The 21,189-nt window shown below is 66.4% G+C and carries 15 protein-coding genes; 12 read left to right on the top strand and 3 right to left on the bottom strand.

The window, feature by feature from the left end:
* Positions 1-32: 32 nt before the first annotated feature.
* From ACWEFB_RS21380 to ACWEFB_RS21370, 3 genes are read right to left on the bottom strand one after another with little or no spacing between them, the layout of a single operon-like run.
* A complete protein-coding gene (locus tag ACWEFB_RS21380; RefSeq protein ID WP_452287830.1) occupies positions 33-3,353 on the bottom strand; it encodes a hypothetical protein in 3,321 nt (1,106 codons plus the stop codon).
* Positions 3,350-4,618: a hypothetical protein gene (locus ACWEFB_RS21375; protein WP_452287828.1), complete on the bottom strand. Its 1,269-nt coding sequence runs from the start codon at positions 4,616-4,618 to the stop codon at positions 3,350-3,352. The genes ACWEFB_RS21380 and ACWEFB_RS21375 overlap by 4 nt, the downstream gene beginning before the upstream one ends.
* Positions 4,615-5,703, bottom strand: coding sequence for a hypothetical protein (locus tag ACWEFB_RS21370; protein WP_452287826.1), 1,089 nt, complete (start codon positions 5,701-5,703; stop codon positions 4,615-4,617). The genes ACWEFB_RS21375 and ACWEFB_RS21370 overlap by 4 nt, the downstream gene beginning before the upstream one ends.
* Positions 5,704-6,226: 523 nt before the next feature.
* Here ACWEFB_RS21370 and ACWEFB_RS21365 point away from each other — a divergent pair.
* The 12 genes from ACWEFB_RS21365 (at position 6,227) to ACWEFB_RS21310 (ending at position 19,829) form a co-directional block, all read left to right on the top strand.
* Positions 6,227-6,532 carry a DUF6444 domain-containing protein gene (locus ACWEFB_RS21365; RefSeq protein WP_452287824.1) on the top strand — a complete coding sequence of 102 codons (306 nt, stop codon included), beginning with the start codon at positions 6,227-6,229 and terminating at the stop codon, positions 6,530-6,532.
* 233 nt (positions 6,533-6,765) lie between these two features.
* Positions 6,766-7,524, top strand: coding sequence for a DUF429 domain-containing protein (locus ACWEFB_RS21360; protein WP_452287822.1), 759 nt, complete (start codon positions 6,766-6,768; stop codon positions 7,522-7,524).
* A 52-nt stretch (positions 7,525-7,576) separates the two neighbouring features.
* Positions 7,577-8,809, top strand: a complete 1,233-nt coding sequence (locus ACWEFB_RS21355; RefSeq protein WP_452287821.1) for a DUF6361 family protein — start codon at positions 7,577-7,579, stop codon at positions 8,807-8,809.
* Positions 8,796-10,553 carry a hypothetical protein gene (locus ACWEFB_RS21350; RefSeq protein WP_452287819.1) on the top strand — a complete coding sequence of 586 codons (1,758 nt, stop codon included), beginning with the start codon at positions 8,796-8,798 and terminating at the stop codon, positions 10,551-10,553. Before ACWEFB_RS21355 ends, ACWEFB_RS21350 begins: the two co-directional genes overlap by 14 nt.
* Positions 10,550-13,690, top strand: coding sequence for a helicase C-terminal domain-containing protein (locus ACWEFB_RS21345; protein WP_452287817.1), 3,141 nt, complete (start codon positions 10,550-10,552; stop codon positions 13,688-13,690). Before ACWEFB_RS21350 ends, ACWEFB_RS21345 begins: the two co-directional genes overlap by 4 nt.
* 134 nt (positions 13,691-13,824) lie before the next feature.
* The gene (locus tag ACWEFB_RS21340) at positions 13,825-14,361 is read left to right on the top strand and encodes a hypothetical protein (RefSeq protein WP_452287815.1); all 537 of its coding nucleotides are present in this window, start codon (positions 13,825-13,827) and stop codon (positions 14,359-14,361) included.
* Positions 14,362-14,839: 478 nt separating this feature from the next.
* Positions 14,840-15,544 carry a 7-cyano-7-deazaguanine synthase QueC gene (gene queC, locus ACWEFB_RS21335; RefSeq protein WP_452287813.1) on the top strand — a complete coding sequence of 235 codons (705 nt, stop codon included), beginning with the start codon at positions 14,840-14,842 and terminating at the stop codon, positions 15,542-15,544.
* 3 nt (positions 15,545-15,547) lie between these two features.
* Positions 15,548-16,189 (top strand): 7-carboxy-7-deazaguanine synthase, encoded by a 642-nt coding sequence (queE, locus tag ACWEFB_RS21330; RefSeq protein WP_452287811.1) that lies wholly within the window; start codon positions 15,548-15,550, stop codon positions 16,187-16,189.
* Positions 16,189-16,545 (top strand): 6-carboxytetrahydropterin synthase QueD, encoded by a 357-nt coding sequence (gene queD / locus ACWEFB_RS21325; protein WP_452287809.1) that lies wholly within the window; start codon positions 16,189-16,191, stop codon positions 16,543-16,545. The genes queE and queD overlap by 1 nt, the downstream gene beginning before the upstream one ends.
* A 46-nt stretch (positions 16,546-16,591) precedes the next feature.
* The gene (dpdA, locus tag ACWEFB_RS21320; RefSeq protein ID WP_452287807.1) at positions 16,592-17,812 is read left to right on the top strand and encodes a tRNA-guanine transglycosylase DpdA; all 1,221 of its coding nucleotides are present in this window, start codon (positions 16,592-16,594) and stop codon (positions 17,810-17,812) included.
* Entirely contained in the window at positions 17,809-18,960 is a 1,152-nt protein-coding gene (gene dbpB / locus ACWEFB_RS21315) for a DGQHR domain-containing protein DpdB (protein WP_452287805.1), read from the top strand. Before dpdA ends, dbpB begins: the two co-directional genes overlap by 4 nt.
* A 179-nt stretch (positions 18,961-19,139) precedes the next feature.
* Positions 19,140-19,829: a hypothetical protein gene (locus ACWEFB_RS21310; RefSeq protein WP_452287803.1), complete on the top strand. Its 690-nt coding sequence runs from the start codon at positions 19,140-19,142 to the stop codon at positions 19,827-19,829.
* Positions 19,830-21,189 lie beyond the last annotated feature (1,360 nt).

Here is a 21,189-nt window from a genome sequence, read left to right as displayed (position 1 = left end):
GCACGGTCGCCTCGCTTTCTACTTCGGGTGTGTCAGCACACACGCTCGTATTCCAGTGCCGGTCCGACGTACTCCGCCCATTCGTCCCTGGTGAGGTCCCGGCCGATGGCTGCGCACGCGTTCGCCCGCCGCCCGTCCGGTGCCGTGGACCAGACGGCGACGTCACTGAACACACCGCCGCCGCGAACGGTGGCGAGGTAGTCACCGGCGGCGGTGGCGTCCAGGTCGCCGATGACGCCCGCGTGCCCCCAGTCGTCGGAAGACTTCTTCGCGTAGGTGAAGGTGTCGTACACCAGAGATCCGGCACGGGTCCCGATGATGACCTCCGAGCGCTCGGGCACCTCTGCCGCTGCGTTGAGGTACACCGCCTCCGGCTCGTGGAAGCTGCGGATGACAGTCAGGTCGGGCTCCATGAAGGTCACATTGCCGGATCCGTACGCCGCCACGATCCGGCCGTCGCGCAGGACGACCACATGACCCGATCCCACGGTGCTCTCGAGCGCGCGTGTCGCCCGCCGCCGCATCGTCTCGATGTCGAGGACGAAGGCATGCATCGAGGTCCGGGACGCATCCATGGCGATGCCGGCGACGGCGCGGCCGTCGTGCGTGGGGGTGACGTCGAGAACAGGGCCGGTTAGCCTTGCTTGACTTTGCGGCACCCAGGCGCCCTCAGCGACACGGAAGGTCCTGATCGCCCCGCTGCCGTAACCGACGAGCAGCCGGTCGCCCACGAACTCGATCGACGTCGCGAAGTCGCCGCGAACGACCGGTAGGGGCATCTCCCGGCGCCCGTTCAGATCCCAGGCCCGAAGGCGCATGACGGGCGACTCGCCGGTGTCCTGGAAGATGCCCGCACCCCATCGTCCGGCGTCATCACCGGCGAGCGTCACCACGCTGCTCTTCTCCGGCGCGGGTAGATCGACACGGCCCTGCAGGAAAGGCTTGGTGGCGGCCGAACGCAGCAGGTAGGGCCCGCGGAAGTCGGCGATGAGCAGATGCGGGCCCGCCCACTGGACCTTGCGCGACGGGAAGTCGTCGATGACCCGGAGGGTGAGGAAGGTGCCGAGGCCGGCCGAATGGAGTTCGGCGATCCCATCGTGGATCCATACCAGTTCCGTGCCGGCGCTCCAGATCTCACCGATGCCACGAGTCCGGAGTGTCTCCTTGCCGTTCTCGACATCCCAGAGGACGCTGTCACCAGCGCGGGAATCCACGGCGGAGACCTGCAGTGTCCATCGGATGTGCGAGATCCTGGGCTCGTACGGCCCGTTCGCGGCGATCGTGGAGCGAACGCCCTGGGAATTGACCGTGACCAGTGCGGTGCCGGTCGTGCCTACGGCAACACGTTGTCCGGACTCTCCTTCAGTGGTCATGACAGCCGAGCCGTGCAGGGTCACACCTGTGGGCGCCCGCAGGAGGGTCTTCATCTGGCAGCCTGGGAATGCGACCGCGACGACCCGGTCGGGCAAGGTCAGGACTACGCCGTCGTCATTCGCCTCGATGGCCCGGACAGCGCGAACGTCCGCGCACCGATCGACGGCCGGCTCGGAACCGAGCGAGACCCGTCGTATGCCGTCGGAACCGGAGGTGTAGAGGTAGGTGCCGTCGTCGTCGATGGCCATGTCGGTCATGGCATGGGAGCCGAACAGTCCGCTCCTGTCATCGCTGGGCACGGTGATCGACTGGGGCTCCTTGGGCCAGGTGAGGCCTTTCCTCCGCAGCACCAAGATCTTGTTGGTCGACAGTGCGATCACCACCACGCCGGTGTCCGACACCGCTGACGACATCACATGCGCCTGGTCGGGTGAACTCATGGTTCCCGGCGGAAGGTTGCGTGACCAGACGATCTCCCGGAGGCCGGTGTCGACGACGCGGATCGTTCCGGCATCCCCGGTGAGCACCGCCAGGTCACCGGAGCCAGAAAGAGCCGCATGGCGAAAGGCTCCGGCGTCCGAGCGGAAAATCTTCAGTAGGCTCCCACGTTCCTGGCTGAGCTCGTCGAAGAGGGTGCCGCGGCGGCCGGCACGTGCGGCGATGTCGTCGCTAGCCATCGCGAGGAGCATGTCCTGCCCGTCCGTGCCCGAACTGCGGCGGGCCGCCTGACCGACCTTCTCCGCGAGCGCCTCCAGACGGTTCCTCTCATTCTCCTTGCTCGCGACAAGAACCTGATACCCGGCGAGGACTGCCACGACCGTCGCCACCGCAGCCAACGCGGTTAGGACGTGCCGGATCTGCGGCACCCGGCTGCGCCACGCCGCCTGATCGAGAGTGCGCGCCGGCCGGATCGTCGGCCGGACGCCGGCGGCGACCGCGGCTTGGTGGGCGCGCTCGTTGTCGTCGTCCGGGACGATCAGGCGGTCACGTCTGTCGACCGCCTTTAGCTTTTTTTCGTAGCCGTCCACGGTGAGCAGCCGATCGGGCAGACTCTGGCTGATCGCACCGACGATCAGGGTGCGCTCACGGCGAACCAGAAAGCCTGGCCGGATCCGCTGCCAGCGGCGTGGCTGCACCTCGCGATGCAGCACGGCGAACGCCCCTCCGATCGACGGCCCGGCGATGCGGGTGATCGGGCGCCCGTCAGTGCTGACCGACCACAACACGGCTCCCGGCGCCCGCGCAGCCAGCGCCCAGACGTTGCCCAGCATCTGCCGAAACGCCGAATCCGCGCTGCACAGGGCCATCATCGCCGGGTCCGGCGCCAGGATCGGCGGTAGCCCGGCGACCGGGGTGAGCGTCAGGGTGCCGCGGACACCGTCCCGGCCGTCGTCGAACAGCACACCGCAGCCGGCACCTGACCGGCGGGCGGGCAGCCGACCGGCTAGGTCGAGCAGCCAGATCAAGGCAGTGAGACGTACGGGGTCTCTGAGCGTCCCCGGTTCGAGGAGACGAGCGATGCGGCTGTCCTCGGCGACACCCAGTCCGGCTCGTAGCATTGCGACCTGCTGCTGATCCGGCGCCTCGGTGGTCAACGGCCCGGGCGGGCACAGACCGGAGACCGCTAGCCATGACTCGGCGCCGCGCACGCACTCTACAGCTTGCTCGTCGTCATCGGACAGAACGGCCAAACCTAGTGCTGCGAGTGCCCGCAGCGCGTGCGCCGTGGGCGGTTGCCCTTGCCGGTACGGCTCGGCCAGCGCATCGTCGTCGACGGCGTACTGTGCACCGGCCGGCATCGATCGGTGCAGCCGCGAACTGTCCTGCCATACGCGGGTGAGCACGTCGGTGTCGCCGTCGGCCACGGCCTGACGGATGGCTTGGACCAGCCGTTGGCGTACGCCCAGCAGTCTCAACCCCTCTGCGGCAGTCAGTCTGCGATCGAGCAGGTCCTGCAGTATCACTGCCGTATCCGTCACAGTTGCTCCTCGAACCTGCGTACGGCCTCGCGCACGGCGTGATCCGGAGGCAGGCCCGCGGCGACAGCCCGCCACGTTTGTCCTGTTTGATAGTCACTGGCCCGGATGGAGTCCACCAGCCGGTCCGGTTCGGTAAACCTCAACGCGGCAGCGTTGACAGGAAGACTGTCGACGCTGATCGTGAAGTCTTCTCGCGGCATCGACAGTTGCAGGGTGCCGGTGAGTACACCGTCATCGGCGGCGAGCGCCAGCACATAGCGACGATCGGGCTGCGCCCGGCCGTCCCGGTGCAGCAAAACGGTAAGGAACGCAGCGAAGCCGGCTGCCGTAACTATCTCGACGGTGACGTGGACCTGACTTAGGGCGGATCGGGTAACGATCACTTCGAATCCGTCCGCTCCCGCAGATGTCGTTTCCTCCTCGTGATCGTGATTGTGGCCGGCGGCCGCGATCTGCAGAGCCGGCCCCAGGACGCCGGTTGAAGGCGACGGGGCAGCAGGCTCGCCGGCCAGATCAGCGGTGAGGTTGTGGGCCGCGAACCGGTACCTCGGCTCAGCGGTGATGACGGCTGCGAGCAGGGTGACGATGGCCTGTCGGCTGCCGGTCGGCAGCCGGCGGACGTCACCGTCGCGCAGTGCGGTGAACAGTCGTTCGACGCCCCGCCACAGGATTTCGCTACGACCGGTGCGCTGTCCGGCGTCGATCTGCTCCAACCCGGCGGTCAGTCCAGGCAGAGCCGGGGAATACCAATGGCGCAGCTCGATCGACGGTGTTTCGGCGACGGTGCCCTCCAGCCGGGCGGTGATCTGCCCGGCGAGACCTTCCACTTGGTCCCAATCCAGCATGTGGAACAACGCAGGGTCCGGTGGCGCCACCGCCTCGGCCACCAGTCGGCGCAGCAGTAGGTGCCGCAATTGCAGCGGCTCCCCGGCCAGCGCAGACCAGCCCGGCCCGTCGGCGAGGTCCGGCCATGCGGACTCCGCTTCGGCTATGACGGCCAGTCCCTGTTCACTGATCTGCAGCGGAGTCCCGTAGTTGTCCAGTTCGACGACCGTGTCGCCGCTGCCCTGCTCACGCAGCGCGAGCACGAGCTGCGGTGCCTGCCCGGCTCGTGCTGCGGTGATGCGAGTCCGGCCCCAGATTCCGGTGAACCACGACAGGTCGCGTGCATCGCAGTGCTCATGTCCGTCATTAATTTCGCCCAGCAGCCCGTCCGAACCCACCCTGGCCACCCAGGGACTCAACGGCCGATGCCTGCCGGTCATACCGTCACCTCCGACAGCCTGGCGATCAGGTCGATGGCGTGTGGCCCTAGTCGGGCAGCAACCTCGAGTTGGCGCTGCGGTTCCACACCAGGCAGGTACTCGTTGCGGTCCTGGCGAATCGCGTGCCACGTGGTTGCGTCGAGCTGGCTCCACAACCCGGGCGGGAGGGCCGACGACCATGCAGCCAGTCGGCTCAGATCGACCGCCCTGCCTTCGCCCTCCCAGCGCACGACGAACTTGATCGCCCGGATGATCACGGCGGCCGTCTTACGAGGATTATCAGAAACACGGCAGCAGATCAGGCGAGGCTGTGCTGCGGTGAGATCGCTGATGCCGGTGCCGGCCGGGTCGAGAACCATCTCGCGGCCGCGATCGTAGTGCAGGGCGTTGACGGTGAAATCGCGTTGCGCGGCGTCGGCAGACAGGTCGCTCCCGGTCCCCGGCACGGCGAAACCCGACAGACCCAGACCGCGGTATTCGATGTGCGCACGCTTCGCCAACTCGGGATCGGCGGGCTCTGTCCAGACCACCAAGGTGTCCGGGGACAACCGCATGTCAGCCTCGCTGCCGCCGAGCGCTCGCAGCTCCAGGTAGGTCAACTCGAAGTACCGGCCGGCCGGGACCGTACCGGCCAGATCCAGATCCTTGACCTCGTCCGGATCCTTGCCGAGCAGCAGATCACGGATGGCTCCGCCGGAGATCCAGACATCGTGCTCGGCCCGGCGGAGCGTGTCGAACAGTGGAAGGGCAAGCTCCCGCCATGGTGCGTCCGCACGGCGCAACAGCTTTTCGACCTTCGCCGGCAGGCCGCCGTAACTCGGCTTGGCAGGGGACCGATGTTCATGCGGCAGCCGATCGACCGGGGGTATGCCGCGGCGGTCGGCCTGCTCGGCGGTGAGCGGAACCACGACGTCCGGTGCCGCGCCAAGATGCTCATCGCCGGTGAAGAGCAGCCGGTCGTTGCGGCGGCTCGGCGGTTCGCCGGTCGGCGCGTAAGCGAATCCAGCGACGGTACGGCCATCGACGAGATCCCCTGCGACGAGGGGACCGGTTGCTGTGCGGGTCGAATGGGGCGAGGTAGTCACTCGGGTAGCCCTCGGGTGGACTGATCAGAGTCATGCGCTATGGGCACACCCGAAGTTGACGGACGAGCGCTGCCCGGACTCCGACGGGACCTTGATCTGTGTGGTCGTCCCGGTACGGTTTGGACGATCTCGCCGCTCGGGCAAGTCCCTGAGAATACCGCGACATCGACATCGTGTCATCCCGTGGCATCTGTAGGTGTCGTGCGGCGCTCCGCCGAGTGGCGTCACAGAGCATGCGCCCTCGTACCTCAAAGCGAGGGGTTTTCGAGGGGCTGTAGTTCACCAATGAGAACGGTGACCCGCGTCTTCGCAGGTAACCGGCTACTTCTCGTCGGGCTGACAGGATTGAACCTGCGACCCGAAGCCTGTGTACCCCACCAGAGAGCGCTGCCTTCGGCGAGTCAGCCTTACCACTTCCCGCCGACCCTACAAGGCCGTCCCGTGGCGCCATCTCTCAGCGTGTCTGGATCGGTAGTTCGGGTGGCGGCGGTGTCTGTTGTGGAGGCCGGTAGGTTCACGGGTCGTGTCTGACCTGCCGTCGCCGTCGTATGACGATCTCCTTGCGGAGAACGTGGTGTTGCGGGCGATGGTGGCGGATCTGACGGCTCGGCTGGAGAAGGCGATGGGCCGGGTCGCGGAGCTTGAGGCCCGGTTGAAGCAGTCGTCGTCGAACTCGTCGAAGCCTCCCTCGTCGGATGGTTTGGCCAAGCCGTCGCCGAAGTCGTTGCGGCCGCGCTCGGGTCAGGGTCCGGGGCGGCCGAAGGGCCAGGACGGGTCACTCTGGAACGCTTCGCGGATCCTGACGTGGTCCGGGATCCCGGTTGGGTAACTTTGGGCCGGTCACATTCCGCCAGCGCCGGCGCCGCCGTAGCGATCCAATACACGTGACGCCGGTACCAGTATCACCGCAACGGCGAAGGCGTTCCCGACGAGCACCCCCTCGGTGGCTCCGAATTCTTCGGAACGTGCGCGCGGGAGGACTACACGCAATTGACCGACTGGGCCGTACTGCTGCCGGGTTGGTCGTTATCGCCTGTGGCCATGTGCACCTACGGTGGGCTGGTGCTGACACTCGGCGTTGACCTTGCGGCGGCTGATGTCCGGACCGCAATGGCGTTGATCGAGTGGTCCCCCAGGCAGGCGAGCGTCCGTATGGTGCGGGTCGGGGTGTCTGACGACCAGATCGTGGAAGCGGTCTCCGAGGTCGACAAGGCCGGCCTGGACTGCCCGTTGGGCTGGCCGGATCCGTTCGTCGCGTTTCTGACGGCCCACCGGGCCGGGCACGTGACGGCGCCGCCCCTGAGTAGCGACGGTGCGCAGTGGCGGCGACGACTGGCGTACCGCATGACCGACGAAGTCGTACGCGCCGAGACTGACCTCGTGCCTCTCAGCGTGGCCGCTGATCGCATTGGGCATGCCGCGTTCCGGTCCGCCGGGCTGCTGGCGCGACTTGCGGATCAGGGTTGGCCGGTAGACCGTTGCGGCGACGGCGTAGTGGTGGAGGTGTACCCGGCGGCGTCTCTGCGTCGATGGGGATTGACGCATCGCGGCTACAAGACGCCGGGTCAGAAGGCGGGCCACGCGTTTCTGGTCGACGAGTTACTCACCGCCGCGCCGTGGCTCGATCTCGGCACACATGAACAGTTGTGCCGCACCAGCCACGACGCGATCGATGCGGTCATTGCCGCGCTCTCCGCCCGCGCCGCAGCGCTCGGTCGGGTCACCCGCCCCGATGACACCCAACGAGAGGCCGCACGTACGGAAGGTTGGATCGCATTGCCCACCGGCGCCCTTGACGATCTCAATCCGGAAGCCTGCTGATGGCGATCACCAGGCCCAGGCCGACGGCAGCATGGCGGCGGGGAGGGCATGCATGGTTTCGCACCTGACGTGGCTGGACAACTCCCGCGACGACCAGCGGCGGATACGTGAGCTGCTCGGGATGTTCAGCGACACGGAGAGCCGTGATGAGCTGGGCGTCGGTCAGGTGCGGGATGCCCTCAGCGATCTGCTCTTTCCCGGCACGTCAACACTGCACACTCGGGCCCGGTACCTGTTGATCGTGCCATGGTGCTACCAGGAAGGTGAACGCCGCGGTCTGCACGGCGACGCCCTCAGTTCGCGGGTAAGCGACACAGAGCGCCGAGTCATCGCCGGGTTACTGAAGGCCGGCGCGACCGACGGCATGATCGGCCGGATCGCTGGCGTCAGGGTCCGAAACCTGCCGTCGGTCATCTACGCCTCGGCGCTTAACCGATTCGGTATCCGCACCGCGAAGGACGGCGTCGCACCGCTGACGGGACGGTTCAGCGCGACGAGCGAAGCCGATGAGTTGACCGACCGCCGGCGCGGCGATTGGCACCCGACCCTGCCGCCGCCGCCCATGGGATTCCCTTCGAATGTGGAAGGCGGTCTTGAACTACTGCCGGCGGAGGCCCGTTGGCTACGTGAACGCGTGCTGGCCACTGCGTCCGACACTCTGCTGGCGCACCTGCTGGCACCCGATCATCGTCCGGAGCCGAACAGTAGCGGACCGTGGAACGACCCTGCCGCCGTCGACGCTCCGGAACTCGCAGCGTCGAACCTTCGTCACGCCGAACGGTTCTCCCTGGCGATGCACGGCGCGGCGCTGTTGTACAACCTGCTGATCGCGGAGCGGTACGAGCAGGCCGGCTTCGACGAGCACGTGGATCCGGTCGGTCGGTACCGTGAGGCCCTCGCCGGCTGGGGTGAGACGGTCGCCAACTGGTCTTGGTCCCGGTCCGATCGTGCGGCAATGTGGGCTGCGGTGATCGGGCAGAACCCCCGTGTCTCCACCAACGCCTCAGCGCGGCGGTTCATCGACCGCTGGCTCGACGCTCTCATGCTCGAGTCGGGATCCGACGTAGCGGACCACGAGCGCCTGCGGCGCCTGGTCGCCGAACGGGAACAGTCGGTCAAGCGGGCGCAGTCACGGCTGGTGAACCAGAAGCTCCTGCGTTCGTGGAGCGGCGCCTCCGGAACCCGCCGGCTGGCCTTCCGGTGGCCGCAGGTGCGGCGGATGGTGGCCGACATCCACGACGGCTGGCACGCCGACAGAACGGAGATGACTCATGCTGGCACCTGACTCCCGGTCGCTGCTCGTCGATGCCCTACGCCCCCCGACGGGAGCACGACTGTCCCGAGCCCTCGCGTTGACCTTCACGCTGGATCTGGAGAGCCTGCTGGTCGCCCCGTTAGCGTTCGCCGCGCACGGGATACGCGAGACGAGCGACCCGATCGCCGTCATGGAAGGTGTTCGACACTACACGGAACGGATCGACGTGTTCTGCCAGGCCGGCCAAATCACCGTGCCCGCCCGTAACTCCGGGCTGCTGGCCTTCGTCGAGCCCATGGTTCACCAGGTCCATCGACCTAAGCCGGGCCGCCTGTTCCACCCGAAGCTATGGGCGTTGCGCTTCCACGAGGAGACGACCGGATCGGTGACCGCTCGCCTGCTGGTGCTCAGCCGAAACCTGACCAACGACCACAGCTGGGACATCTGCCTCCGGTTGGACGGCAGCGTCGGCCGGCAACCCCACGTGTACAACCGGCCCCTGTTCGAGCTGATCCAGCACACCCTGCGGCTGGTGACACAGCCCCTCGTCCCCGAGCGGGACGCCGCAGTCCGCAGCCTCGCCGAGGACCTGCGGCGGGTGGAGTGGGAGCTGCCCGAGGGCGTACGGGAGATGCGATTCCTCCCGCTCGGCGTGCCCGGCGCGGTAGCCCCAGACTTCGCCGGCACCCGGCACCTAATCATCTCGCCTTTCTGCACACCCGGCGGGCTCCGCCGGTGCGCGCCTGGCCAACAGGCGACGGTGGTCGGCCGGCAGGAAGAACTCGACCGCCTACCCGACGGCACACTCGACGGGCGGGACGTGCTGGTGGTCAGCGAGCTGGCCGGCCTCGCATCCGAGGAAGCCGCCGCCGAGGGCGGGGACATCCTGACCGGCCTGCACGCCAAAGTTTACGTGGTGGAGAAGGGGCAGACGGCGCGGATGATGCTCGGCTCGGCTAACGCCACGGACGCGGCCTTCGCCGGCAACGTCGAACTGCTGGTGGAGCTGACCGGCAGCCGGGCGCAGCTCGGGGTCGACACCATGATTGGTCCAGCGGCGGCTTTCCGCGGCATCCTGGAGTCGTACGAGCCGGGCATACCGGTGGACCCGGACGCCGATGCCCTGGCCCTGCGGGACCTCATCCGGGACATCGCGACCGTCCCGCTGCTCGCCAGCGTCACCGGTGACAAGGACAACTACGACCTCCGGCTGACGTCGAAAGATGCGCTACCCGGTGCCGACGATGTCCGGGTGACCGCCCAGCTCCACACCAGACGCGGCGAGGTGGCCCAGCTCAAGCCAGACGCGCCGGTCGACGCGGTGTTCGGTGGGCTGACGTTGGTAGAGATCACACCGTTCGTGGTCGTCACCGCTGAGGACCAGGCCGGCAATCGGGAACGCACGGTGATGCTGGCACAGCTGGTCGGGGACCCGGCCGACCGGCTCGACCACGTCATAGCCCACCAGGTCGATACGCCCGAGAAGTTCCTGCGCTTCCTGATGCTGATGCTCGGCCTGGGCGCCGACGCTACCTCTACCGCCACGGCGGCGGGAGGCAGTCACGGCCTCTGGGCTACGAGTCGGACCGGCATCCTCGAACTGCTCCTCAACGCGCTGGTCGACCGGCCGCAGCAGCTCGACGACCTGGCCCGCCTTGTGGCCAGGATGGAGTCAAGCGAACCCGGCCGGCAACTGCTCCCGCCCGGGTTCGCCGATCTGTGGAAGATCCTCGACGAGGCACGCCGCACCATCGCCGAGCCGGTGACAGCATGAGCCGCTACTCCGCAGCGCCGGTGATGGCAGGTCTGAAAGACTTCCAACGCCACACCGTCGGCCATATCATGCAGCGGTTCTTCGGACCAGACCCAACGCGCCGATTCCTCGTCGCCGACGAAACCGGGCTAGGCAAGAGCGTCGTCGCCCGCGGGGTCATCGCGAAGACCCTGGAGCGGCTGCAGGACGACGATGACGTCGACCGCGTGGACGTCATCTACGTCTGCTCGAACCAGGACATCGCCCGGCAGAACATCGACCGGCTTAAGGTCACCACCGGAGAGACGGTCACCCTGTCCAGCCGGCTCACCATGCTGGCCACCGACATCGGCAAACTCTCGACAGCGTCGACGAACGTAGGCAAGCCGATCAACCTGGTCGCCTTCACCCCCGGGACCTCCTTCGACCGGGGACAACGCACCGGCAAGGCCCTAGAACGCGCGCTGCTGTTCCTCCTGCTACAGGACGCGAACGACTGGGACGGATGGCGCAGCCGCGCCGCCATGCGGGCCCTGCAGCAGGGCATCCGGAACCCCGACCGATTCGGGAACATCTGCCAGTGGTTGAGGACGTCACTGAACGGAACGACCGACCCGGCAATCACCGCCGACTTCCTGCACCGCGCACGGCAGGAGGGCCTGATCAGCCGCTTCGAAGCCCTGCTCGACGACATCGGCCGCCGCCACACCCTACCCGGCTCGCTCCAGGGGGTGTCACGGCACCTCATCGGCGACCTCCGCTCAGCACTGGCCAAAGCAGGCGTAAGGGCACTTCAACCAGACCTCATCATCCTCGATGAGTTCCAGCGGTTCCGGCATCTGTTCGACCCCGACCAGGGCGAGGCGGCGGTACTAGCACAACACCTGTTCGACTACCCCGGCGCCCGGCTGCTGCTGCTGTCCGCCACCCCGTACAAGCCGTTCACGTTCGCCGAGGAAGCCGCCACCGGCGAGGACCACCACGCGGACTTCCGCCAGGTGCTGCGCTTCCTCACCGACGACGAGTGCTGGCACGCCGACGTTACCGAAGCGTTCGAGACCTACCGCGAGGCCGTCACCCGCGGCCAGCCATGCGCCGACACCCGCCACAGGCTTCGTGAGCTGCTCCTACAAGTCATGTGCCGCACGGAACGACCCGCCGTCGGCCAATACGGCATGCTGCGCGAACACATCACCACCGCCGATGAGATCACCAGCGGCGACGTCGGCAGCTACGTGGCCATGCGGCGCATAGCCGCCGCCGTCGGCGCCCCCATGACGGTCGAATACTGGAAATCCGCGCCGTACTTCCTCAACTTCATCGACGGCTACCTGCTCGGCGACAAGGTCCGCGCCGCCCTGCGCGATCGGCGCGCCGAACAGCTACGCCCCCTGCTGGCGTCGGCTCACCTGCTTGACGCGAACGCCATCAGCCAACAGAAGCCAATCGACCTCGGCAACAGCCGCCTGCGGCAACTCGCCGCCGACACCATCGGCCGCGGTTGGTGGCGGCTGCTGTGGGTGCCCCCATCCCTGCCCTACCACGCACTCGGTGAACCGTTCGCAGCGGTCGCCCGCGACGGGATGACGAAGCGGCTGCTGTTCTCCTCCTGGAACGCCACGCCCACCGCCGTCTCCGGCGTGCTCAGCTACGAAGCCGAACGCCAGCTCACCAACCCGGCGGTCACCGATTCCGACGGCGGCCAGACCCGTCGCCGTCGCGCCCGCCTGGACTACCACCTCGACGGGGAACGCCCCGCCGCGATGAGCGCCCTGGCGTTGTTCTGGCCACACCCTGACCTCGCCGCCGCCTGCGACCCACTCGACGTCGCACGTCAGGCACCCACCGAACTGCCCTCGCTCGCCGCCGTCGGTCACAACGTCCGCGAGCGGCTCCTACGGTCAGCGCCCGACGACTACACAGCCGCCGACCACGTCGGTGAGGCGCACCCGTGGCAGGCCGTCTTTCGATGGCCCGGTGCGAACATCGACGCATCCGTCACGCTAAACCTCGCCGTCGACGCCATGGGTAGTTCCGGCGAGGAGAGAGACGACGGACAGACCGGCCTGCGGCAGCACGTCTCGCTCGCCCTCGACCTGGCATCGCAGTACCACCCGGTCGCCAAGCGACCGGACGAACTCATCGACGACCTTGCCGCTATCGGCCTGCACGGCCCCGGCAACATCGCCTGGCGGGCACTGGGCCGTCTCCTTCGCCCCACCGACGAGGTCACCACCGCCGGCCACTGGAAAGCGGCCGCCGTCCTCGCCAGCGGGCTGCGCTCCCTGTTCAACCGGGCCCAGTCCGCGCTGTTGCTCGACCAGCTCTACCCAGAAGAGGTCTACTGGCGCTCAGTGCTCAAGTACTGCGCCGACGGCGATCTACAGGCCGTCCTCGACGAATACCTACACACTCTGCGCAGTACCGCATCCGACCTCCCCCTCGACAACGAAGCACTGCTCAACATTGCCAACAAGGCACGGGCAGCACTCACCACCCGCCCCTCAACCTACGCCGCGTTCAACCCGCACCACCCCGAGACGCCGATCCGGCTGCCCGGCCGGTTCGCTCTGCGCTACGGCGGGCGCAACGGTGACGACGCCGGCATCCAACGACAGGTTGAGGTACGTAACGCGTTCAACAGCCCGTTCTGGCCCTTCGTCGTCACCACCACCAGCGCTGGACAGGAAGGTATTGACTTCCACCAGTGGTGCTCCGCAATCGTGCACTGGAACACCCCCGCCAACCCCGTCGACTTCGAGCAGCGCGAGGGCCGCGTCCACCGCTTCGGAGGCCACGCGGTACGGCGCAACATCGCCACCGCCCACCGCGCCGACGCCCTCACCTCCACCGAGCAGGACGTGTGGAAGGCAGCGTACGACGCGGCACGCGCCGCATCCGAACATCTGGGTGACTTCGCGCCCTACTGGGTGTTCCCCGGGCCGGCGAAGATCGAACGACACGTGCTGCCCTATCCGTTGAGCAAAGACCAGGCCAAGCTCGACCGCCTCAAGGAAGACCTCGTTCTCTACCGGCTCGCGTTCGGCCAGCCAAGACAAGAAGACATGCTTGCTCTCCTCCGACGCAACGGCACCAGCGAGACCGACACCCTGCCTGACGTTCTCAACCTGAGACCGCAACGGTTAGCTATTGAGTGATGTGTGGGCCGGACCAACTCCGCCGTCAACCTGCAGATACGTCCCGTCAACGAAGCACCGGCTGTTGAGCAGCAGGCGGGCCGGGCGGCGTCGGTGCTGGCCGCGACTCGGTAGCCCAGGCCGAGCAGTTCACCGTGGATGCGGCGGTGCCCCCACGAAGGATTCTCCGCCGCGAGTCGCAGTACCAGGTCGCGGACCTGCTTGTCGACCGTTGGCCGGCCCGGCCGGGCATGCGGGTACGTCCACCGTCGGGCGACCAGGTCACGATGCCAGCGCAACAGCGTGGCCGGGGTGACGAAGAACACCGACCAGCGTGGGCGGGGCAGCAGCCGCGACAGCACCGCCAGTACCACCCGGTCGGCGGGCTCGAGATCGGGGCGGGTCACCTGGCGGCGCAGCACCGCCACCTGATGGCGGAGCACCAGGATCTCCACATCCTTGGCCCCCTCGTCGCGGGCGAGTTGGGACAACATCTGCAGGACCTGGCGAAGCAGCAGGTACACCAACGACGCGCTCATAGCCACGAGCATGACGGCTGCGCCGTGCTCGAGCTCGCACAGAACCGCACTTCAGACCGCCGAACCGAATATTCGAGCCCCACACGGTGCGAGCAGGACGGTGCACCGACCGCCAACGGCGTCGACGAGCCTCAGCAGCCCTTCGCCGAGTAGGCGGGCCGATTCCCAATCGCGGATGCCGCTGTTCCGGTCTACCCAGTACCGAGCAATGGTCGCCAATGTCTGCCTCACCCGGGCGAGCCTAGAACGAAACTGCCGCTGATCACGTCAAGTGCGAGCTCGTTCCCGGCGTCGTGTCGGCTGCGGCGGAGGGCGTCGGCGATGGCCGGTAACTGCCTGCTTCATGGCCCGCGCGAGGTTGGCGCCGCGTGCATGCTGGAGCGTCGCCACGCAGCGGACCGCTGACGACCTGCCCGCCTGCTCTGTCTGTCTGTCGCGGCGCGGTGGCGTTGCGGCGGTGACAATCGTCTTTGTTGGTCGGTGCTGGCCGCGCGGCGGCTTCAGCAGTTTCGGTGCGGCTGAGAGCGGCGGCGTTGTCAATTACCTGACAGCGGCTCAAAGGTGACCCAAGAATGTCAGACCCACCTCGTAGATTTCCGAGGCGCCCGGTCGCAGGAAGTGAGGGAAGCGCATGTCCACCGCTAACAAGAAGGTTGTGGTCCTGCTCAGCGGGGGTCTCGACTCCGCGACGGTGTTAGCCATGGCCCGCCATGAGGGCTATGACCTCCACGCGCTCAGCTTCCGGTACGGGCAGCGTCATGCCATCGAACTCGAGTCCGCGGCCCGTGTAGCGCGGTATCTCGGTGTCCGGCGGCATGTGATCGTCGACATCGACCTGCGGGCGTTCGGCGGTTCGGCGCTTACTGACGCCTCCATCGACGTTCCGCATCACGCGACCGCCGATGACATGGCAGCCGACATTCCGGTGACCTACGTGCCTGCCCGTAACACCATCTTCCTGTCCTTTGCGCTCGCTTGGGCTGAAACTCTAGCCGCGTCCGACGTGTTCATCGGGGTGAGCGCCCTTGACTACAGTGGATATCCCGACTGCCGACCCGAGTTTGTCGCGGCGTATGAGGAGATGGCGAACCTCGCCACCAAGGCGGGTGTGGAGGGGCGTCAACGGCTGCGTATCCACACCCCGCTGATCAACCTGTCGAAGGCGGAGACGATTCGCCGTGGTCTGGAACTCGGCGTCGACTACGGGTTGACCCATAGTTGCTACGACCCGGTGCAGGGTCGCGCCTGTGGAACCTGCGACTCTTGTCTGTTGCGGGCCCGGGGGTTCGCTGAACTCGGTCTCAGCGATCCGGCTCTGGCGACTGCCGGAGGATGAGCCGTGGGGTACCTGGTCAAGGAGATCTTCTACACCCTTCAGGGCGAAGGATCGCATACCGGCCGTCCCGCCGTGTTCTGCCGATTCGCGAGTTGCAACCTTTGGACCGGGCGGGAACGGGATCGGCATCGTGCCATCTGCCAGTTCTGCGATACGGACTTCGTCGGCGTCGACGGCCCGGGCGGCGGCCGGTTCGACAGTCCCTCGGAGCTGGCAGTGGCGGTTGCCCGAGCCTGGGACGGTCGACCGCACCAGCGTGCCAAGCCCTACGTCGTCTGCACCGGAGGCGAGCCGCTATTGCAACTCGAACAGGCTGCGGTGGACGCTCTGCACGCGGCCGGCTTCGAGGTTGCCATCGAAACCAACGGGACGCGCCACGCTCCGGCTGGCCTGGACTGGATTTGTGTCAGCCCCAAAGCCGGCGCTCCGGTCATCCTCGCCCGGGGCCATGACCTGAAACTTGTCTTCCCGCAGGTGGGTGCGGAGCCCGAGCGGTTCGAGGACCTGGACTTCGAGTGTTTCCTGCTACAGCCGATGGACGGCCCGGATAGGGCTGCGAACACCGCTGCCGCGGTCCGCTACTGCCTGGAGCACCCGCAGTGGCGGCTGAGCGTGCAAACCCACAAGTACATAGGAATTGCCTGATGGAGATCTTCCGCGAGTTCAGCTTCGAAGCCGCGCACCGGCTACCGCATGTGCCGGAGGGGCACAAATGTGCTCGGCTGCACGGCCATTCGTACAAGGTGCAGGTGCATGTGACTGGGGACGTCGACCCACACAGCGGCTGGGTGATCGACTTCGGCGACCTTAGCGAGGCGTTCCAGCCTCTGCATGCCCAGCTTGACCATTACTACCTGAACGAGGTGCCCGGTTTGGAGAATCCGACGAGTGAGGTGCTCGCTCGCTGGATCTGGGATCGGCTGGTCGACCATTTGTCGTTGGCCGCAGTGATGGTGCGGGAGACGTGCACCACCGGCTGCATCTACCGAGGAGAGCTGTAGTGCGGCGGACGGAACGGAATCGTCAGGGCACCTGGGGCGCGACTAGGTGAGATTCTTCTTTCCGGACAGCCAGGACCAGATCGATCCGGCCTTCGACTTCCTCTCCGAGGAGCGCGATCCGTTCCGCGTCCGGCAACGTGACGACTGCTACGCGCACGAGGCTCTCACAGGCGCGCCGTACGACGGTTTACTGATTTCGAAGGCTGCTGTCGATGGCAAGTACACCGTCGCCCAGCGGCACCGTCTCTACCGTGAAGGCGCACGCCGGTTCTTCCGGCTGGACCAGAGCCAGACCCAACTGAAGATCATGGGCGACTGCGGTGCGTTCTCGTACGTCGCCGAGGAGTACCCGCCGTACACGCCCGATGAGGTCATCGACTTCTACGAGGGCTCCGGCTTCGACTACGGCATCGCCGTCGACCACGTAATTTTTCAATACGATCCCGTCGCGACCCGAGATGACGCGATCACCCGGGGATGGGCTTACCGGCAGCACATCACCCTGGAGCTGGCCGACGTCTTCCTGCAGCGGTGCACAGCGCGGCGAGTGCGGTTCGAACCATACGGTGTCGCCCAGGGCTGGAGTCCGCAGTCTTACGCCGACTCGGTCAGCGTCCTCCAGCGGATCGGCTATCGACGGATCGCTTTGGGTGGAATGGTTCCCCTGAAGTCCCGCGACATCCTGGCCTGCCTCGCCGCCGTCGCCGACGTTCGGGACAAAGAGACCCAGCTGCATCTGCTCGGGATCAGTCGCTGCGACGACGTCCCGCACTTCGCCCGACTGGGTGTGTCCAGCTTCGACAGTACCTCACCCTTCCGCCAAGCGTTCAAGGACGACCGGAACAACTACTACACCCCGACCCGCACCTACGTGGCACTCCGAGTTCCCCAAGTCGACGTAAACGCCAAGCTGAAGGGCCGGATTCGTGCCGGTGAGATCCGCCAGGAACAGGCAGCGAAACTGGAACGCAACGCGCTGCACCAACTCCGGCAGTTCGACTCGGACAAGATCGAAGTCGACGACGTAGTTGAAGCCCTCGTCCGCTACGGTGCCGTATGGGACGGCAAGACTGATCGCAGCGCCCAATACCGCCAAACTCTCGTCGACCGGCCATGGCGGCATTGTCCATGTGATCTCTGCAAAGCGCTCGGTATCGAGATCGCTGTCTTCCGCGGCTCGGAGCGCAACAAACGACGCGGCTTCCACAACCTCTATGTCTTTGAGCAGCAACTACGTACCCGGCAACAGCGGAAGGACGCTGCGTGAACGACAAATCGGAACTCCGGCTTCCCGCCTTGAAGATCGACCAGGGACGCGGGCGTGCCGTCTATACGTTTGCCATCGACGGCAAGCTGTTGCCAAAGATCGCCACGGTTTCTCGTATCAAACGGCCGGATGGCCAGGTTAACGGCTATCAGCGACCGGAGAGTGGCACCCACGTCGCGGCGATCCGCCGCTATCTCGAAGATGACCCCAGCCCGCTCATGCCCAACGCCATCGTCGTCGCCTTCGATGAGCGGGTTCGCTTCGAAACGACGCCGACCGGCGAAGCCGTGCCTGAATACGTGCAAAGTGGATATCTGATCGTTCCGGCGACCGATGGTCCCGAGCATGAACGACCCGGCCTAATCGTCGACGGGCAACACCGCTGCGCGGCTATCAGGGACGCCCGCGTGGACGCGTTCCCCGTCGCCGTCAATGCCTTTCTCGCCGACGGGGTAGCCGATCAGAGGTCCCAGTTCATACTTCTCAACCGCACCCGACCGCTGCCTACGGGACTCGTCAACGAACTGCTACCCACAGCCGCAGGCACGCTACCGCCACTGTTGCACCTCCGCCAATTACCGGCGACGCTCCTCGAACGATTGAATTCGGACGCAGTCAGATCCCCGCTATACCGAATGATCAAGACAACCACCAATCCGGGTGGCTACATCAACGACAGTAATGTCCTGCGAATGCTCCAGAACAGCCTCACCGACGGCGCGTTGTACCGGTTGCGCAATGACGAAGACATGGTTCGCCGCGGTGAAGCGCACACGCTGTTATGCAACTTCTGGAGCGCGGTTCGTGAAGTCTTTCCCGAAGCGTGGGGTAAGCCTGTTCGAAACTCGCGCCTGATGCACGGAACGGGAATCATCAGCATGGGATACCTCATGGATGCGATCGTCCACGTGCGGGCCGTGAACGATGGCATCGTCGCGACTGACCAGTTCGTTGCCGATCTAAAACTCGTCGCCGAGGACTGCCACTGGACCGAAGGGGCGTGGATTTTCAGCGGCGGCCAGGTACACAAGTGGAATGACATCGAAAATATTCCGCGCCACATTCAGCGGCTGACGGATTTTTTGCACAGCCGCTACACCCTCGGCCGCAGACAGCCGACTAGCCCGGAACGGGAATCACAACGATGACGGCGCTAGAGTGGAGCGACTGGAGTCCGCTAGATGACCGTGCCGCCCGCCTGCGGATACCCCAGTCACCCGGGCTGTACCGTGTCAGGACCTCAGGTGGGAGCGGTCTCGCCTACATCGGCCAGACGAGCGGACTACGCGGCCGGCTGAGCCAGCTCTGCGTCCTCTACGACGACGACATGCCCTACAACGACCCGCACACGGCTGCACCGTGCCTCTGGGTGATGCGCACTGAAGGCGAGGCAGTGTTCGAGTTCTCCGTGGCCGAGTTCGACGGCACGAAGGACGACCGGCTGGCGGCCGAGTGCGTGCTCCTTTCCGAGTGCCGGGCGAAGTACGGCCGGTCGCCCACGGCCAACTTCGGACGTATGCCCGACGGCTGGGTCAAGTCCACTGGCAATACCGCTGCGCTCGTGCGCTCCGGTCGGCGACGGCGAGGCTATCCAGATTCGGACGCGCGACGATCGGCCGACGAACCCGCCGTCCTCGATCTGCACGGCAATCCGACCGCGGCGGACTGGGCCACGTTGGCCTGGAGTCCGTGGAGCCCGATGCTGGCTGCTAGCCCGGTCACCGGCGTCTACCGGGTACGCCGTCTCGGCAATGAAGGACGGAGCACGGATACCGACGGCTTGGAAGGACTGGCGTACATCGGTCAAGGAATCGTCCGCGCCCGGTTGGCAAGTCATGCCGCCAAGGGGCGGCGCGATGATCACCGGCAGCACAGGGCATTCCGCGGGGACGTCCAGTGCTCGTGGGCTGATCTGGCCGGGCGTTCCAGGTCTCAGCGGCTAGAGGTCGAGTGCGACCTCATCGCCAGCCACATTCTCATGATGGGGCACGCACCATACGGCCAGTTTCGGGGCTGACCCGGCAAGGCTGGGGTTGAGTGAGTCCCCACCTCGACCAGCTCCTCGGCGCACAAAGGCATGTCCAACGCCCGGCCACTCGCCCCGGTATCCGGCCGATCGTCGATCCGGGAAGGATCGCTTACCTGACCATCCTCCGACGCGGCCCCTTCGGCAGTGTCGTGCGCGAGTGCGAGCACGGTGTTTGACCAGGTCGGCTGTAGGTGTCGGCATACGAGGCTCGTGTTCTCGTCCGGCTACGCGGGTTGACCAGGATCTCCTTTCAGCAAGGCACATACGTCCGCCGCGAGGAAGCCCCACCCAAGGGCCAGGTCGTCGATGCTCTCCGCCACCAGCCACCGACGGGCTGCGTGATCCGGCTCGAACGGGTCGACGATGCGTAGCCCTGTTTGCGTCCGGGAAACGTCGTTGTCAGAGCGGTCACGAAGAACGATTACCCGACTGACGATGACCCAAAGCCGGGTGATTGTGATCCCGCCCATCACCCCGACCCGCCCCACTCCGATCGCTCCCAAACCTAGGCGGAAGCCCTCCGGTGCCGTACGGCGTCGTAGACACAGAACGCCGCGGCCCACAGAGCGATAGGCAACAACATGCTCGACCCCACGCGGCACCCATCGACAGCCCACGCGGGACGCGGCCAAGCCCCATCGATCGGGGACCAGATCCGCGCGGTCTGGCGAGAACGGACCGACCGGGGCCAGGAACAGCCATTGACATTCGGACTGTCCAAGCGCGCCCTCCCGAGAAGGCCAGCCGACCGGGATAGCCGGTCCAGGCGTTTGAACACGCGCCGGAGACAAGACCAGCCGGCTGCGGACGACGAGGTGAGACACGACATGATGCGGCACCGCCCAGGACGAGGCGACACGTACGTTTCCACGCTCAAACGACGGTCAAACGTTCAAGAGCCGGTCACCTGGGATCCAGGAAACCGGCTCTGACCTGCTGAAATACTGTCGGGACGGCCGGATTCGAACCGACGACCCCTTGACCCCCAGAGAACCAGCCGATCTACCGGCACCTGCCGGGCAGCGCCACCTGATGCCGAAAATGCAGGTCGACGGCCAAGCCGGGGTCCGGGCCGAGCCGGCCCGTGCCGGCCCTTGTCAGACCGTCCGTGAGACGGTTGTGAGATATCACGGCTGTGGAGCGGGGGGCTGATGGTTGCGCATCAGCCCCCGCTCCACAGCAGGAAGCGACCAGGAGGTCCGTGCGCCGACAGAGTCCGTACTTTCGGTAGCGGGAGTCACCGACACAGCCGTACCGCTGACCTGCGGCAGCAACCTCACGACGACCAGACGCTGGACGCTGACACTGGCCAGCAGGGCACGGGAAAGGCGCTGCTGATCTCGCCTGC

The sequence above is a fragment of the Micromonospora sp. NPDC004704 genome (assembly GCF_053601675.1).
This window is presented reverse-complemented; position numbering and strand designations above follow the sequence as displayed.